This is a genomic window from Aeromicrobium sp. CTD01-1L150, from assembly GCF_041951745.1.
In the GTDB taxonomy this organism is placed as follows: domain Bacteria; phylum Actinomycetota; class Actinomycetes; order Propionibacteriales; family Nocardioidaceae; genus Aeromicrobium.
The window spans coordinates 3973589-3989230 of record NZ_CP169555.1 but is presented as its reverse complement, the minus strand read 5'-3'; the positions used below and the strand labels follow the sequence as shown (position 1 = coordinate 3989230).

Annotated in this window: 12 protein-coding genes; 11 read left to right on the top strand and 1 reads right to left on the bottom strand. The window is 67.5% G+C overall.

The genetic code is table 11. From position 1 onward, the window contains the following. The first annotated feature begins 180 nt into the window (after window positions 1-180). The 3 genes from ACEVFP_RS19735 to ACEVFP_RS19725 all read left to right on the top strand — a co-directional run bounded on the left by ACEVFP_RS19735 (window position 181) and on the right by ACEVFP_RS19725 (window position 3314). The gene (locus ACEVFP_RS19735) at window positions 181-2004 is read left to right on the top strand and encodes a phosphoenolpyruvate carboxykinase (GTP) (protein WP_375001231.1); all 1824 of its coding nucleotides are present in this window, start codon (window positions 181-183) and stop codon (window positions 2002-2004) included. A 2-nt stretch (window positions 2005-2006) separates the two neighbouring features. After that, window positions 2007-2345, top strand: coding sequence for an ArsR/SmtB family transcription factor (locus tag ACEVFP_RS19730; RefSeq protein WP_375001230.1), 339 nt, complete (start codon window positions 2007-2009; stop codon window positions 2343-2345). 303 nt (window positions 2346-2648) lie between these two features. Beyond that, window positions 2649-3314 carry a hypothetical protein gene (locus ACEVFP_RS19725; RefSeq protein ID WP_375001229.1) on the top strand — a complete coding sequence of 222 codons (666 nt, stop codon included), beginning with the start codon at window positions 2649-2651 and terminating at the stop codon, window positions 3312-3314. Between the two features lie 2 nt (window positions 3315-3316). Here the strand turns inward: ACEVFP_RS19725 and ACEVFP_RS19720 are convergent, their stop codons facing one another. Then, window positions 3317-5161, bottom strand: coding sequence for a hypothetical protein (locus tag ACEVFP_RS19720; RefSeq protein WP_375001228.1), 1845 nt, complete (start codon window positions 5159-5161; stop codon window positions 3317-3319). Window positions 5162-5592: 431 nt separating this feature from the next. Here ACEVFP_RS19720 and ACEVFP_RS19715 point away from each other — a divergent pair, with 431 nt between their 5' ends. The 8 genes from ACEVFP_RS19715 (at window position 5593) to ACEVFP_RS19680 (ending at window position 15622) form a co-directional block, all read left to right on the top strand. Beyond that, a complete protein-coding gene (locus ACEVFP_RS19715; RefSeq protein ID WP_375001227.1) occupies window positions 5593-6606 on the top strand; it encodes an SIS domain-containing protein in 1014 nt (337 codons plus the stop codon). A 54-nt stretch (window positions 6607-6660) separates the two neighbouring features. Continuing rightward, complete coding sequence (locus ACEVFP_RS19710; RefSeq protein WP_375001226.1) at window positions 6661-7752, top strand: substrate-binding domain-containing protein; 1092 nt, start codon at window positions 6661-6663, stop codon at window positions 7750-7752. Window positions 7753-7816: 64 nt separating this feature from the next. Beyond that, window positions 7817-8851, top strand: a complete 1035-nt coding sequence (locus tag ACEVFP_RS19705; protein WP_375001225.1) for an ABC transporter permease — start codon at window positions 7817-7819, stop codon at window positions 8849-8851. Further along, complete coding sequence (locus ACEVFP_RS19700) at window positions 8848-9615, top strand: ATP-binding cassette domain-containing protein (RefSeq protein WP_375001224.1); 768 nt, start codon at window positions 8848-8850, stop codon at window positions 9613-9615. Before ACEVFP_RS19705 ends, ACEVFP_RS19700 begins: the two co-directional genes overlap by 4 nt. Continuing rightward, window positions 9612-10430, top strand: a complete 819-nt coding sequence (locus ACEVFP_RS19695; RefSeq protein WP_375001223.1) for a PfkB family carbohydrate kinase — start codon at window positions 9612-9614, stop codon at window positions 10428-10430. The genes ACEVFP_RS19700 and ACEVFP_RS19695 overlap by 4 nt, the downstream gene beginning before the upstream one ends. Continuing rightward, complete coding sequence (locus ACEVFP_RS19690; protein WP_375001222.1) at window positions 10427-11782, top strand: M20 family metallopeptidase; 1356 nt, start codon at window positions 10427-10429, stop codon at window positions 11780-11782. The genes ACEVFP_RS19695 and ACEVFP_RS19690 overlap by 4 nt, the downstream gene beginning before the upstream one ends. A gap of 49 nt (window positions 11783-11831) precedes the next feature. Next, on the top strand, window positions 11832-12587 hold the full coding sequence (locus tag ACEVFP_RS19685) for a GntR family transcriptional regulator (RefSeq protein WP_375001221.1): 756 nt from the start codon (window positions 11832-11834) through the stop codon (window positions 12585-12587). A gap of 71 nt (window positions 12588-12658) precedes the next feature. Beyond that, entirely contained in the window at window positions 12659-15622 is a 2964-nt protein-coding gene (locus tag ACEVFP_RS19680; RefSeq protein ID WP_375001220.1) for a phosphoenolpyruvate carboxylase, read from the top strand. The last annotated feature ends 20 nt before the right edge of the window (window positions 15623-15642 follow it).

The following is a 15642-nucleotide window of genomic DNA, read 5'->3' as shown; positions in this document are numbered from 1 at the left end:
GGCCCGGCGGTAGGTGTGACGTTCGACCCCGACCAGGGGAGGGGTCGAGCGGAACACCTCCGCCGGGTTTCTTCATGCGTGGAGCCGGTCGTCCCAGCGGGTCCGTACCACCCGGTAGTTGAAGAAATCTTCAAGTTCGGTACGGTGCAGCCACCGACGGCAACCCGAGAGGACCAACCCATGGCAGATGTGGCCGCAGCATTGGATGCAGCCGGGCTGACCAACCCCCACGTTCGCGAGTACGTCGAGCACTGGGCGGAGGTGACCGGCGCTGCCCGCGTCGAGATCGTCAACGCCTCCGACGACGCCCGCCTCGTCGCGGAGTCCCTCGAGGCCGGCGAGCTGCTCCCCGCCGGCGAGGGACGGTACTACTCCCGCAGCTACCACAAGGACACCGCGCGCGCCGAGGAACGCACCATCGTCGCCACCAACGACGAGTCCGACACCGGCGTCTACAACAACTGGCGGCCCGCCTCGGAGATGAAGCCCAAGCTGGTCGAGCTCATGACCGGCGCCTCGCAGGGCAAGACGATGTACGTCATCCCCTACCTGATGGCCCCCAAGGGCTCACCGCTGGAGAAGTTCGCAGCGGGAGTCGAGCTCACCGACAACCGCAACGTCGTCCTGCAGATGATCCGCATGGCCCGCGTCGGCGTCGAGTACATCAACGACCTCGGCGACTCCTTCGTCAAGGCTGTCCACGTCACGGGTGACCTGGAGAACCTCGGCCAGGGCACCCCCGACGACCAGCGTTACTTCGTCACCGTCGCCGACGAACGCACCATCTTGCACTTCGGCTCCTCCTACGGCGGCAACGCGCTGCTCGGCAAGATCGCCCACGGACTGCGTCAGGGCAGCTACGACGGCTGGAAGAACGGCTTCCTCGTCGAGCAGTTCATGCTCCTGGGCATCACCGACAAGCAGACCGGCAAGCAGTGGAACATCTGTGGCGGCTTCCCCTCGGCGTCCGGCAAGACCAACCTCGCCATGACGCTCGCCCCCGATGCCCTCGGCGACCGGTACCACGTGTCGTTCTACGGTGACGACATCGCCTGGCTGTGGGTGGGCGATGACGGCAAGCTCTACGGCATGAACCCGGAGTTCGGGGTCTTCGGCGTCGCCAAGGACACCAACGAGCGGACCAACCCGACGGCGATCGACTCGATCGTCCCGGGCACGGGCGCCATCTTCACCAATGTCGCCTACAACGAGAAGACGCACGACGTCTGGTGGGAGGGCCTCACCGACAAGCCCACCGACCTCGACGGCTGGCTGGACTGGAAGGGCGAGCGCATCGCGGACCGGCACCTCGCCGACGAGGATGCCCCGTGGGCGCACCCCAACAGCCGCTTCACCACGACGCTCGAGCACGTCCCGAACGTCGCCGAGGACTTCGAGGACCCGGCCGGCGTGGAGATCCACGGCATCATCTTCGGTGGTCGCACGCGTGACCGCGAGCCGCTCATCCGGGCCATCACCGACGTCGCGGAGGGCGTCTACGACGGCCTGACCCTGGGTGCGGAGGCGACGGCCGCGGCCGACGGGCTCGAGGGCGTGCTGCGCTACGACCCGATGTCGATGCGACCCTTCATGTCATATCCCGAAGGCGCCTACGGTGCGCACTGGCTGGAGGTCATCGGCCGCGCCACCAAGAAGCCGATCTTCGCCCACGTCAACTGGTTCCAGCGCGGTGACGACGGCCGGTACCTGTGGCCCGGCTTCCGGGAGAACCTGCGGCCGCTGGTGTGGCTCATGCAGCTGCGGGCCGGCGAGGTCGAGGGTGTTCAGACGGCGGTCGGCATCCTGCCCAAGCGCGAGGAGCTTCTGCTCGAGGGCCTCGACGAGCAGGCGCTCGCCGACCTCGACACCGTCCTGAGCCTGGATGGTGACCGGTGGCGCCAGGAGATCGGTTTCCGTGCGGAGCACCTCAAGCAGTTCGGTGGTCTGCCCGAGGAGATCTGGGAGGCTCACCGCCGCGTGGCGGCTGACGTCGAGAGTCTCTGAGCGTGACCGTGCCGCGGGGCGGGGTCCAGGTCCCGATCTACCAGGCCAAGGCCGAGCTGTTCCGCACACTGGGGCACCCGGTGCGCATCCGGGTGCTCGAGCTCCTGCAGGACGGACCCTGCGTGGTGCGGGACCTGTTGGCCGAGATCGAGATCGAGGCGTCGAACCTGTCGCAGCAGCTGGCCGTGCTGCGACGGGTCGGCCTGGTCACGTCGAGCCGGCACGACGGCGTCGTGGAGTACCAGCTGGCGACGCCGGACGTCGTGGACATGCTGGCTGCCGGCCGGGCCGTGCTGTCGGCCCTGCCCGCTCCGGAAGCCACCGACCCCGGAAACCACTGACGGGACCCCGGGCACCGCTACTTGCGGTGCTTGGGGTCTCCGTCGGCGGTGGAGCGTAGGAGCAGCAGGACCAGGACGATGACGGCGGCGACCAGGACGAGGCCGATGACTGTGATGAATGCGGTCATGTCAACAAGGAGTGCCGCCCCGGCCGTTCGTCACGCCGGTGCGGTCACTCGATGCAGTGAGCCATGTCACGGGCTGTGTGGGCTTTTCCTCCTCAGAGCCACGTGACGAGCGGGTAGCGGGGCACTCCTTGACCTTCGTACGGGCGAGAGCCGACGCGAGGGAAGAGAAGGATCCTTGGGAAACCTGTGGTCACGTGAGCTCGGGATGCTCCTGGAGCTGCTGGTCGACCGGACGTGCGAGGGTCACCACACCGGAGACACGGCGCGACGTCTGGGGAGCCACTTCGGACGCGCCGGAGAGAGCTTCGGCCGTGTGCTGGGCGAGGTCGACACGACGCTGATGGCGCACACCGGCAGCTCCGCGTCGGAGCCCGTCGTCCGCGCGCTCGCGCTCGGCTGGTCCGACGCCTTCCCGCTGGCCGACGACGACATCCACCGCGACCCGGTCACCGGGCTGATCGACCCCGCGACGCTCCTGCGCCGCCTCGATGCCGTGCACCGCGCGTGTCCGGGAGCCGACCTGCACCTCATCGTGGTGGAGGTCCGTGACGACGTGAACCTCACCGCCGACCCGCTCAGCCCGTTGCGGGAGGAGCTGACGCTCACCAACGTCGTCGACCTGGTGCGGCCACGGCTGCCGACCGTGCTGTCCTGGACCCGGTTCGCCGGATCGCGCGCTGGAGCGGTGATCGATCCCACGTGCAGCCCCGACCAGGCCGCCCACGATGCCGAGGTGGTGCTCGCCGCCGTCCAGCGCCCTTGGTGGGTGGAGGTCTCGACCCGCCCTGTCCCCGCCAGGTTGCGCGAGGTCGCCGACCTCGCCCGGGAGCTGACGCGCTGACGTCAGGAGAAGCGCAGCCTGATTCGGTGGCTCCCGAACACGATCGCATCGAACTGTGACGTCTTGCTCGTGTTCACGAGCCGGCCCGTGTTGCGGCCTCGGTGCGCCACCGTGGAGACGATCTGGTCCTGACCTGGGCTCTTGGCCATCAGGGCGAGTTGGGCCGTGAGCGTCCGCGGCTCCTTGGTGGGGACGACGAACGGGTCTGAGTCGTCGTACTCGTCGTAGTAGCCGTAGTCCTCGAAGTCCTCGAAGTCGCCCCAGTCGTCCCAGGCGAGAGCGTGACCGACGACGTCGACCCGGCCGTTGCGGGCGGCGAACTTGGAGGTCCGGAAGCTCACGTTGCGAGTGGTGGCCTTGACGTTGGAGAAACGGTCCTTGGGCACCAGCTTGAGCCGCAGCTTCAGGAGGCTGCCGCGCTTGAGCTTGACCACGGCGTTGTTCTTCACCGCACGCCACTTCTTGGCGCTGTAGCGCTCCACGCCGGCGATCCGGTAGGCCCGGTAGTCCTTGGCCAGGTCGTTGGTGATCGTGATGCCGCCGATGGTGACCGGCTCGAACGGGTTCTCCAGGATCTCGTGGACGTCGCTGGCGACGTCCGAGACGACGAGCTCGGCGAGGTCCGACCGGGTGGAGTAGCGCTGTGACCGGGTGAAGGTCTGCTCCTTGCCGTTGGCGCGCACGAGGTCGACGGTCCACTTGATCCTCGACTGCCCCCCGGCGTAGCCGGCGTTCTGGGAGCTTTGCACGTCGGAGGCGACTTGTGCCGCGACGATGAACGGGAGCTGCTCGATCTCGGTCACCGTGGTCGCACCCGGGGTGACGGACGTGCCCAGGCGGGTCGTGCTGAGCAGGTCGACGGAGATCGGGATGTCCCCCAGCGTCCCGTAGAGCCCCTCCAGGCGGTCTTGGCTGAACGTACCGGCCGGGGAGCCGACGGAGCCGAGCTTGAAGCTGCCGAACGTTCCGCGGGCGATCCCGCGGGCTTGCACACCGTGCAGCGTCTGCGCGGTCTCACCGGCCCACTCATCAGCGTGCCCGAAGGCATAGACGTCGTCGTCGCACACCGCCGTCACGGACCCGACCGCCACCGCCGAGATGTCGCCGTAGGACCAGGACGCCCCCGCGCTGCCGCCTGCGCGCACCGGGACGTCATCGGTTCCGACGCTCGAAGCGGCCAGCGACAGGCCCTTCGGGTCGATCCCGGCTCGGCGCGCGAGCCTCTGGACGGTGGGCAGCGAGCCGCTACGGAACCCGGAGACCTGGCGTGCGGACCCGATACGGTCCAACGACGCCGTGCCGGGGACGCGGACGTCCTGGCGGGCGAGGGCCGGACGCAGCGAACGCAGCGAGACCTCCTCTGGTGGCGTGAGCGACTTGAGGTCGTAGAGGTAGGAGGCAGGGGTGACGCCGGCCAGGGTGTCGGAGCCCTCGGTGAAGCCGTAGGAGACCGCTCCCACGAGCTCGCCGTTCTCGGCGTAGACCGGCGACCCTGAGATCCCGGCCCAGATGCCGGCGTCCAGCGACCCGTCGGGCTTGGTGATGCGTGATCCCTCGAGGGTGAACAGCAGCATGTCGCGGCCGCGTCCGATGCCATCCTTCAACGTCCCGACGAAGCTGCCGTTGAACTGGTCCAGACGGGTTCCTGTGGTGTTGGTCAACCCGGTGACGGCCTGACCCTCCTCCAGTGCGGTGTGCGGGAAGGCCGCCGCGCACTGGTCGAAGGTCGGCTCGGGGGTTGAATCGGCCTGGGAAGCGGTGCTCGTGGCCGCCAACAGACCGGTGCCGAGCGCGACGACAGCAACCACGGTGGTGGCACTGCGCCTGTGCGCAGGACGGTGGGGCATGGATCCTCCCGATGGGTGAATGGCCCGGTGACGAGAGGGGCCGAAGAGTCGGCTCACCGTACGTCCATCCGCCCTGCGAGCGGAGCGAATTCTCCAAGTTGGCCCGAATGGGCCACGTCGGATGGTCCTTGTGGGCGGAACGTCTCGGCTCCGGTCGGTAGTGGGCGCGTGGATCGCCTCGACCGCGATGCTCCGGTTCCCGGTGCAGCCGTTGATCTCCCTCGAAGTGATTGCTGGAGGCGAGCTCCGCGTGCGCCCGAGGTCAGAACACAAGTGTGCGGACAGTCCTCCGGCGACTACTCGGTTGCCGGAGGAGTCCCAGTTGACGACTTCTTGTCATGGACGCCTTGACCTCATCCAGTTCGATGACCTAAAACTATGTCCAACAACTTCAGAAGTCATCAGACAACAGCATCACAAGAGAGGGCTTCATGCTCAACTTCGATGACGGTCGGTTCCTGAGGATCCAGTCCGACGCCGTCGCGCTTGCCGAGCCGATCGACGCATTCGTCGGCGACAGTCTCGACCGAGGCCTCGAGAACATCCACTTCCTCGGTGCGGGGGGCGCTGGTGTGCTGATGCAGCCGGCCGCCCAGCAGATCAGTCGCAACAGCGACCTGACGGTGTTCCTGGAAAAGGCCGCCGAGATCGTCCAGACTGGCTCGCGCGCCCTTGGCAGCCGCTCGCTGGTCGTGATCCCTTCACTCTCGGGAACCACCCACGAGGCACTGGACGTCCTGCAGCTGGCCCAGTCCAAGGGAGCGAGTGTCTTGGCACTCACGGGGGACCCTGAGTCGCCCGTGGCCCAGGCTGCCGACACCAATTTCAGCGTCGGAGCCTCTGACGACACCTCATCGGAGTCGTTCTACCTGCAGTCGCTGCTGCTCGCGCTCTCCGTCCTGCGGCGCCGTGGAGAACTTCAGGACTACTCACGAACCGTGGAGGAGCTGGCCCAGATGCCCAGCCTTCTGCTCCGGGCCAAGCAAGCCTTCGAGGGCAGGGCGGAGAAGCTGGCCATGCAGTTGCAGGACGTCGACTATCACATCTTCACGGGAGCGGGCGGTCCCTGGACCGAAGCCTGGTACTTCGCCACATGCATTCTCGAGGAGATGCAGTGGATCCGCACACGTCCCGTGCATGCGTCCGACTACTTTCACGGCACCCTCGAGCTCGTCGAGAAGGGAGTCAGCGTGGTGCTGCTGAAGGGCGAGGGGCCCTCTCGTGCCCTCGCCGACCGGGTCGAACGATTCACGCCCACCGTGACTGACAAGCTCACCGTCATCGACAGTGCCGACTTTGACCTCGGTTCCCTGCGCGACAGCACTCGTGAGCTCGTCTCGCACATCGTCCACGCCACCGTCCTGCAGCGGTTCGCTGCCCACCTGGAGCAGGAGCGGCGCCACCCCCTCAGCACCCGGCGCTACTACCGCCGCCTCGACTACTGATCCGACGCCTCGAACTCACCGGACCGGCCACCAGCGCCGACAGGAAGGAACGTCATGAAGACACCGATCAAAGCAGTACTGCAGCGCCGTCCGGGGGTCGTGCTCGCCACGGTCGCGATCCTGGCCGGTGGCATCCTGGCCGGTTGCGGCTCAGACGGTGCGGACTCGGACGGCGACGTTGCGGCTACGCTGATCATCAAGACGCAAGGGACCTCCTACTTCCAGAGGATGGCTGAAGGTGCCGAGGCGTCTGCCAAGGAGCTCGGCGTCGACCTGACTGTTGCCGCCGGCAAGGTCGATGGTGATGAGGATACTCAGATCCAAGCGATCGAGAACGCGATCTCGCGCGGTGACCAGGGCATCATCATCACCCCGAACGGACCGAGTGTCGTCGACGCCCTGGCGAGGGCCAAGGACGCAGGCTTGTACGTGGTCGCCCTCGACACCGTCCCGGACCCGGCCGACGACGTAGACATCACCTACGCGACCGACAACTATCGCGCGGGTCAGCTCATCGGCGAGTGGACGGCCGTCAAGCTCGACGGGGACGACGCCGTCATTGCTCTGCTCGACCTGTTCGATGACAAGGTCCTGACGGTTGACTACGAGCGAAACCAGGGGTTCCTCGATGGCATGGGTATTGACCTGAACGATCCTGAGGTCAACGGAGATGAGGACCCGCAGGGTACATACACCGGTGGTCAAGGGGGCTCCTACGAGATCGTCGGAAACCAGGCCAGCGAGGGAACTGAGGACGGAGGCCGTACTGCGGCCGAGACGTTGCTGAGCAAGAACCCCGACATCAACGTGATCTACGGCATCAACGAGCCGGCGGCCTACGGCGGCTTCCAGGCACTTGAGGCTGCCGGAAGGAGCGACGGTCTCATCACGGTCGCGATCGATGGCGCGTGCGACGGTGTCAACTACGTTGAGGAGGGCACCCTGCAGGCGACGGCCCAGCAGTTCCCGAAGATCATGGCCGAGAAGGGTGTCGAGGCGGTCCACGCCCTCGCGACTGGTGGTGAGAAGCCGCAGCCGGAGGAGGGTGAGGAGTTCGTCAACACCGGCACGGAGATCGTGGCGGCCGAAGCCCTGCCAGGGGTCGAGTCCGTCAGCGTCGAAGACGGCCTGGCGACCTGCTTCTGAGCACCGGCTGGCCCCTCGGCCCGCCGAGGGGCCAGCTTTGCCCACTCACCCCAGGAGTCCACTGATGACACAGCCCTCGACCGCCAATGGTGCCCGGGACCTTGCCGAGGAGTTCCTCGATCGCTCGACGCCGCTCTCGCGAGTACGCGCAACGCTGCACCGCTACCCGGCGCTAAGCCCGGCTGGGGTGCTCATCCTCACCGTGATCGTGTTCGGCCTCATCAATGACCGCTTCCTCCGGCCCGAGAACTTGTCCCTCATCTCTCAGCAGGTCGCCGTCGTGGGCACGTTGGCTGCGGCTCAGACCATCATCATCCTGACTGCGGGTATCGACCTGTCCATCGGCGCGGTCATGGTGATGGCGTCCATGGTGATGGCGCAGACCGCCTCATCATCCGGATGGTCGCCGCCAGTCGCGATCATCGCAGGGCTTCTCGTCGGCGTCGCAGCCGGCGGGATCAACGGGTTCTTGGTGACCAGGGTCAAGTTGCCACCGTTCATCGTCACACTCGGGACCCTCAGCATCTTCATGGCGATGTCATTGTTGTACTCCGGCGGTCAGACGGTCCGGGGTACGGACCTGCCCGACCTGCTCACCTGGACCGGAACCACCTTCGATGCTGCCGGCGTGCGCATCAGCGTTGGTGTGGTGCTGATGCTCCTGGTCTACCTCGTGCTCGCCTACGCTCTGCACCGGACGGCGTGGGGTCGTCATGTCTACGCCGTCGGCGACGACGTCGAGTCCGCCCGTCTCGCCGGTATTCGGGTGAATCGGGTCAGGATGTCGGTGTACCTCGTGGCCGGTTTCATCATCGCGGTCACGGCCTGGATCCTCATCGGCCGCACGAACGCGGCCAACCCGAACACGGGCACGGATCTCAATCTCGACTCGATCACCGCCGTCGTGATCGGTGGGACGAGCTTGTTCGGAGGGCGCGGGGTTGTCTGGGGCAGCCTGCTCGGCGCACTCATCGTCGGAGTGTTCCGCAACGGTCTCGCCCTGGCGGGCGTAGACGTGCTCTACCAGACGCTGGCCGTCGGGTTGCTCGTGATCCTGGCGGTCGCAGTCGACCAGTGGATCAGGAAGGCGCAGAGATGACTACCACCACCGAACCCGTGCTCGAGGCGCGAGATCTCGTCAAGACCTACGGTCGCATCGTCGGCCTCGACGGTGTGAGTCTGGCACTGTATGCAGGTGAGGTCCTTGCGATCATCGGAGACAACGGCGCGGGAAAATCGACACTGATCAAGTGCCTGACCGGAGCCGAGGTGCCTGACCGAGGCCAGCTGCTCGTCGCCGGTCAGGTGGCGTCCTTCAGAAGGCCGCAGGACGCGCGGGAGGCGGGTATCGAGACGGTCTACCAGAACCTCGCAGTCTCGCCGGCGCTCGACATCGCCTCCAACCTGTTTCTCGGTCGCGAACGTCGTCGCCCCGGACTCTCGGGCCGGATCCTGCGGGCCCTCGACACCAAGGGGATGCGTGACAGCGCGCGCCGCGAGCTCGAGGAGCTCGGCATCTCCACCTTGCAGGACGTCACCGTGCCGGTGGAGAACCTTTCCGGTGGCCAGCGCCAGGCCGTCGCCGTCGCTCGCGCGGCTGCTTTCGGGTCCAAGGTCGTCGTGCTGGATGAGCCGACCGCCGCGCTGGGAGTGCGGGAATCGGCCCAGGTCCTTGACCTGGTGCGCAACCTGCGCGACCGAGGCATCCCGGTGATCATCATCAGCCACAACATGCCGCAGGTCTTCGAGGTCGCAGACCGGATCCATGTCCAGCGTCTCGGCAAGAGAGCTGCGACGATCTCGCCGCAGACCCACAGCATGACCGACGCGGTCGCAATCATGACCGGTGCGGCAGCCGCATGAGCCGCGGTCGGTGGGTCGCGGTCGTCGGTGACAACTGCATCGATCGCTACCGAGGATCACTCATGGGCGACTACATCGGGGGGAATGCGGTCAACGTGGCCGTGCAGCTGAGCCGCCGCGGCGTGCAGGCGCGCTATTTCGGAGCAGTCGGGGACGACGTCGAGGGGGCAGCTGTGCGCTCTGCGCTGGTGCACAACGGCGTGGATGTGCGTGGCCTACGGGTCAGCCGCGGTCCCACTGCCGTCACTCAGATCCGGGTCGCTGGCGGCGAGCGCATCTTCGAGCACGAGGACTTCGGCGTGACCGCCGACTACCACCCATCCACGAAGGATGTTGCCGAGATCGCCGCGGCCGACTGGGCGCACCTCGGGATGCTGCCCGGAGCCACGGAGCTCCGGAGAGTTCTCGCGCCGACGCGAGTCGTCGTGAGCCAGGACTGTGCCGTGGCTGCTGGACTGGACGACCTCGACGTCGCTTTCCTGTCCGTCGGCGAAGGCTCAGAGGCCCATGAAGAACTCGCTCGGGTCGCCGCGGGTCACGTCCCCCTCGTGGTGGTGACGATGGGTGCCGACGGTTCCATGGCTGAGTCCGCCGGCACGACCTGGAACCAGCCGGCGCTGCCGACGAAGCTGGTCGACACCACCGGCGCCGGGGACAGCTTCATCGCCGGGTTCATCGCCGCTCGACTGGAAGGGTCGAGGATTCCCGAGGCGTTGCGGGCCGGTGCCGAGTATGCCAGCGCCACGTGCGGGCACCTTGGTGGGTGGCCGCAGTGCCCGCTCGACCTCCACGACACCCCGAAGGAGCGCTTGTGACCACGTCAGATCACCACCTCAGCCTGACCGCCGTGGATGCGGCCATCGAGTCCTATGCCGCGCAGTCCCACGAACTACTTGCCGAGCTCGTGGGCGAGCGAAGTGTCAACCCGCGACAGCCAGGCGTTGATGCCGCCGAGTACCGCGGCGGCGAACAGCGCGCCAACGAGATCCTCGCGGACGCATTCTCCCCCTTGGGGTACGACGTCGACTGGGTGGAGGCAGAACCCGGCCGCGCCAACCTCGTCGCTGCCCGGTCCGGCTCGGGCAGCGGCCGCTCACTCGCTCTCAACGGACACATCGACACAGTCGCTCCCCAGGCTGGGGATCTTGACGACCCGTGGACGCCCGTCATCGAGGATGGCTATCTGTACGGACTGGGTAGCACGGACATGAAAGCCGGCCACGCCGCGATGTGGCTGGCCTGCCGCGCACTGCGCGCCGCCGGTGTTGAGTTGGATGGCGATCTGCAGATCCACTCGGTGGTGGGCGAGGAGACCATGAGTCATGAGATCGGTACGAGCGCCGTGCTCGATGCCGGATACATGGTCGACGGTGTGCTCGTTGCTGAGCCGACGTCCCCGGAGCCCACAGTGCTGGACGTCTCCAACGCCGCGGCCGGAAACTACCTGTTCTCCCTGACTGTCCGGGGTCGATCGACCCACTGGGCTTCGCGCCATCACGCCATCCGGGCTGGCGGTGATGGGGACAGTGTCGGTGTGAACGCCATTGACAAGGCCTTCTATGTCTACACCGCCATGCGCCAGCTTGAGGAGCAGTGGGCGTTCAGCAAGAGTCACGAGGGTTTCCCGCCCGGTGCCTTCATCATCCATCCGGGAGTGCTCCGCGCTGACGTCGGTATCGAGGCGGCACCGTACTTCCCGGACCGCGCTCGCTTCGACTACCTGCTCTCCTTCCCCCCGGGCGAATCTTCCGAGGACGTCCGTGAAGAGGTGGAGCAGCACATTCGCCGGGCGAGCGAGCTTGACCCGTGGCTGCGGGACCAACCGGTGGAGTTCGAGTGGAAGGACACCTGGCCTCCTGCCTACACCGATCCGGCTGACCCGTTTGTGGCGAGCGTCCTCTCAGCCAGAAGGTCTCTGGGTGCGGTGGATCCTCGGGTAGGCGACCTGTCGGCACCCATGACCGCCGCCGCCCAGTCGGACGCGAACTTCTATGAGGCTCGCGGCATCCCGGCACTCGTGGTCGGCCCCGGCGACCTGGCCTGCGCCCACGCCGCCAACGAGCGTGTCAAACTTGAGAACATCGCCGTCGCGGCCCGACTTTACGTCCGCGCGGCCATGCACTGGTGCGGAAGCGATAACCCGATGAGCTCGCCCTCTGGGGAGTAGCCACGGCAATTTGGTCCCTTTGAGAGACCATCAGGAGAAGTGAGGCGCGGTGGAAGGGCGACAGAATACGGCAGCGGTCTCGGCACGTCGCGGGACCAAGGCGCCGTTGGTGAAGGAGCTGATCCTCGACCTGATTCGCTCCGAGGGACTTCGTCCCGGTGACCGCATCCCCACCGAACCCGAACTATCCGAACGGTTTCACGTTTCACGGGCGACGATCCGTGAGGCTCTCAAGCTGCTCGAGCAGGACGGGTTCGTCCACGCCGTCCAGGGAAGTGGCCGGTTCGTCTCTCCATTAGGGACCCTTAGGGTCGAGCGGCCGATCACCATATACGAGAGCATCACTGAGATGCTCGAGCGGCTCGGCTATACCGTCAGCACGGCGGTGCTCCAGGTTGCCGAGGGGGCGGCCGATGAGGCCGTGGCGGAGTCGCTGGGCATTGGGGTCGGAGACCCGGTGATCCGGACGGTCCGACTGCGCGCGTCCGAGGACGAGGAGCCATTGGTTCTCAGCGTCAACGTCGTCCCGCGCGCCTGTCTGCCCGGGCCGGTCGGCCACCGGGACTGGAGCGGATCGCTCACGAGCGCCCTGAGCGGACACGGTCACTCGATCGTCTCCTCGGCGGCTCGCATCAGTGCCACGAACCTGCCGCCGGACCTTGGGTCGATGTACGACCTGCAGTCGTACGATCCTTGGCTCGCCATCGAGGAGACATGCATGACCCAAGCTGGAGTGAGAGCTCTTCACGCCGTCGACTATCACCGCAGCAGCGAGATCGCTTTCAACGTGATCCGTCGGCGGTGAAAGCCTGAGACGCTGCACGGAGCGCGGACGCCACGTCGCAGCAGTCACGACGACCCCGGCAGACTGGGAGCATGTCGACGCGCCGGCGCACGCCCGAGCAGATCCTCGCCTCCGACCACCGTGAGCCCGATGCGGCGCTCTTCGCGCAGGGGGTGGCCTCCGACGAGCAGCATGCCGCGCTGCGTCGGTCGGTGCGCCAGCTCGGCACCCTGCTCGGTCAGGCGCTGCAGCGGCACGAGGGCCCCGAGCTGCTCGAGCTCGTCGAGCGGGTCCGGCGCCTGGCCCGCCAGCCCGACGACGGTGCTGAACGAGATGGGGAGCTGCACGCCGTGCTGGCCGAGGTGGACCCGGAGACGGCCGTGGTGCTGGCGCGCGCCTTCACCGCCTACTTCCAGCTGGCCAACATCGCCGAGCAGCTGCACCGCTGGCGCGAGCTGACCACCGACGAGCAGGGGCCGCTGGAGAAGACGGTCGGACGCATCGCCGACGCACTGGAGAACGGCGACCTCGACCACGCGACGTTGGAGTCCGTGCTGAGGGAGGTGGAGTACCGCCCCGTCTTCACCGCCCACCCCACCGAGGCGAGCAGACGCAGCGTGATGCGTCTGCTGCGCAAGGTGGCCGAGACCCTCGCAGCCACGCAGGGGACCGGAAGCGTCGTCGCCGAGCCCCCGCGGCTCATCGACCGGCGCAGCAACGAACGTCGACTGGCTGAGCTGGTGGACCTGCTGTGGCAGAGCGACGAGCTGCGGGTCGTCCGGCCGCAGCCCCAGGACGAGGCCCGCACCGCGGTCTACTATCTGCGCTCCATCGCCTCGGAGGTCGTGCCGGACCTGCTGGAGGAGCTGGACCGCCAGCTGCGCTCGATCGGGGTCGAGCTGCCTGCCGACGCCCGCCCGCTGAGGTTCGGGACGTGGGCCGGTGGCGACCGCGACGGCAACCCCAACGTCACCCCCGCCGTCACGTCGGAGATCCAGCTCCTGCAGCACGTCGCCGGTCTGGACGAGCTCATCGACATGGTGGAGGAGCTGCTCACCGAGATGACGGCGTCCACGCGCGTCGTGACCGCGTCCGACGAGCTCCTGACCAGTCTTCAGGACGACGCCGAGGCCCTGCCCGTCACGTGGGAGACCATCCGACGACTCAACGCGGAGGAGCCCTATCGACTGAAGATGAGCTTCGTACGGGTGCGGCTGCAGCGCACCCGTGACCGGCTGCTCCACGACACCGCGCACGAGCCCGGCCGTGACTACGCATCGTTCGACGAGCTCCTGCGCGACCTCACTCTCGTGCGCGACTCGATGCTCGCCGACGATGGGACGGGCCGGGATGGGGCTGGTCGGGACGGTGTAGGTCCCGATGGGACGGGTCGCGATCGACCCTCAGCCGGTGAGCTCACCGGCAACGGCGCCGTGCTGCGCCTCATCCGCACGGCCGTGGCCTTCGGTGCGGGGCTGGCCACCATGGACGTCCGCGAGCACAGCGACAAGCACCACGCCGCCCTCGCCGAGCTGTACGCCCGCACCGGCGAGCTCGACCGGCCCTACGCGGAGCTGGAGCGCGCGGACCGCATCGCCTTGTTGTCGCGGGAGATGTCCGCCCGCCGCCCGCTCACCGGCTCCGGGGCCACCGGTCTGGGTGAGGCGGCCGAGGCGTCGCTCGGACTGCTGCGCACCATCCGCGACGCGCTCGATGCCTACGGCCCTGACGTCATCGAGACCTACATCGTCTCCATGACGCACGACGTCGACGACCTGTTCGCCGTGGTGGTGCTGGCCCGCGAGGTGGGTCTGGTCGACCTCGGTGACCCCTCCGGTACGCACGAGGGTGGCGCGACGGCCCGCATCGGGTTCGCGCCGTTGTTCGAGACGGTCGCGGAGCTGGAGGCCGCGGGCCCACTGCTGGAGGCCTTGTTGCGCGATCCGTCCTACCGTCGCGTCGTGGCGGCACGGGGCGACGTGCAGGAGATCATGCTCGGCTACTCCGACTCCTCCAAGGACGCCGGCATCGCCGCCTCGCAGTGGCAGATCCACCGCGCCCAGCGGGACCTGCGTGACATCGCTGCCGAGCACGGTGTGACGTTGCGGCTCTTCCACGGCCGCGGTGGCTCGGTCGGGCGCGGCGGCGGCCCGACGGCCGAGGCGATCATGTCGCAGCCCAACGGCAGCCTCACCGGTCCGATCAAGATCACCGAGCAGGGCGAGGTCATCTCCGACAAGTACGCGCTGCCCGGGCTCGGCCGACACAACCTGGAGGGTGCGCTGGCCGCCGTGCTCGAGGCCTCGGCCCTGCATCGGACGTCCTTGTTGCCTCAGGACATGCTCGACACCTGGAACAGCACGATGGACGTCGTCGCCTCACACGGTCAGACGGCCTACCGCTCGTTGGTGCGTGACGACGCGCTGGTGCCGTTCTTCGTCGCGGCCACACCGGTCGACGAGCTGGGCAAGATGAACATCGGCTCGCGTCCGGCCAAGCGGCCCGGCGGCGCCGGAGGCCTGGAGGACCTGCGGGCCATCCCGTGGGTGTTCGGGTGGACTCAGTCGCGCATCATCCTGCCGGGCTGGTTCGGTGTCGGGTCGGGCCTGGAGGTCGCGCTCGATGAGGGTCGCGAGGACGTGCTGCGCGAGATGTACGGATCGTGGCCGTTCTTCCGCACCTTCGTGTCCAACGTCGAGATGACGCTCGCCAAGACCGACCTGGACATCGCGGCCGAGTACGTCGGGGCGCTCGTGCCCCAGCACGCGCAGCACCTGTTCGAGCAGATCCGCGATGAACACGCACGCACTGTCGAGCAGGTGCTGCGCGTGACGGGACAGGTGTCCTTGCTTGAGTCCGCCCCCGTGCTGCGTCAGACCTTAGCCCTGCGCGACACGTACCTGGCCCCACTACATGCCCTGCAGGTCTCGCTGTTGCAGCGCACCCGTGCCACCGGGGCGGCCGACGAAACCGGCACTCCGGCTGACCCGGCGCTGGAGCGCGCCCTGCTGCTCACCATCAACGGCATCGCCGCCGGGCTGCGCAACACCGGCTGATTCAGTCCTGTCCCCGAGGG

Excerpts from the sequence above, each read along its gene's own strand:
- ACEVFP_RS19720 (WP_375001228.1), bottom strand. The coding sequence starts at position 5,161 with ATGCCCCACCGTCCTGCGCACAGGCGCAGTGCCACCACCGTGGTTGCT.
- ACEVFP_RS19710 (WP_375001226.1), top strand. The coding sequence starts at position 6,661 with ATGAAGACACCGATCAAAGCAGTACTGCAGCGCCGTCCGGGGGTCGTG.
- ACEVFP_RS19700 (WP_375001224.1), top strand. The coding sequence starts at position 8,848 with ATGACTACCACCACCGAACCCGTGCTCGAGGCGCGAGATCTCGTCAAG.
- ACEVFP_RS19680 (WP_375001220.1), top strand. The coding sequence starts at position 12,659 with ATGTCGACGCGCCGGCGCACGCCCGAGCAGATCCTCGCCTCCGACCAC.
- ACEVFP_RS19705 (WP_375001225.1), top strand. The coding sequence starts at position 7,817 with ATGACACAGCCCTCGACCGCCAATGGTGCCCGGGACCTTGCCGAGGAG.
- ACEVFP_RS19715 (WP_375001227.1), top strand. The coding sequence starts at position 5,593 with ATGCTCAACTTCGATGACGGTCGGTTCCTGAGGATCCAGTCCGACGCC.
- ACEVFP_RS19695 (WP_375001223.1), top strand. The coding sequence starts at position 9,612 with ATGAGCCGCGGTCGGTGGGTCGCGGTCGTCGGTGACAACTGCATCGAT.
- ACEVFP_RS19735 (WP_375001231.1), top strand. The coding sequence starts at position 181 with ATGGCAGATGTGGCCGCAGCATTGGATGCAGCCGGGCTGACCAACCCC.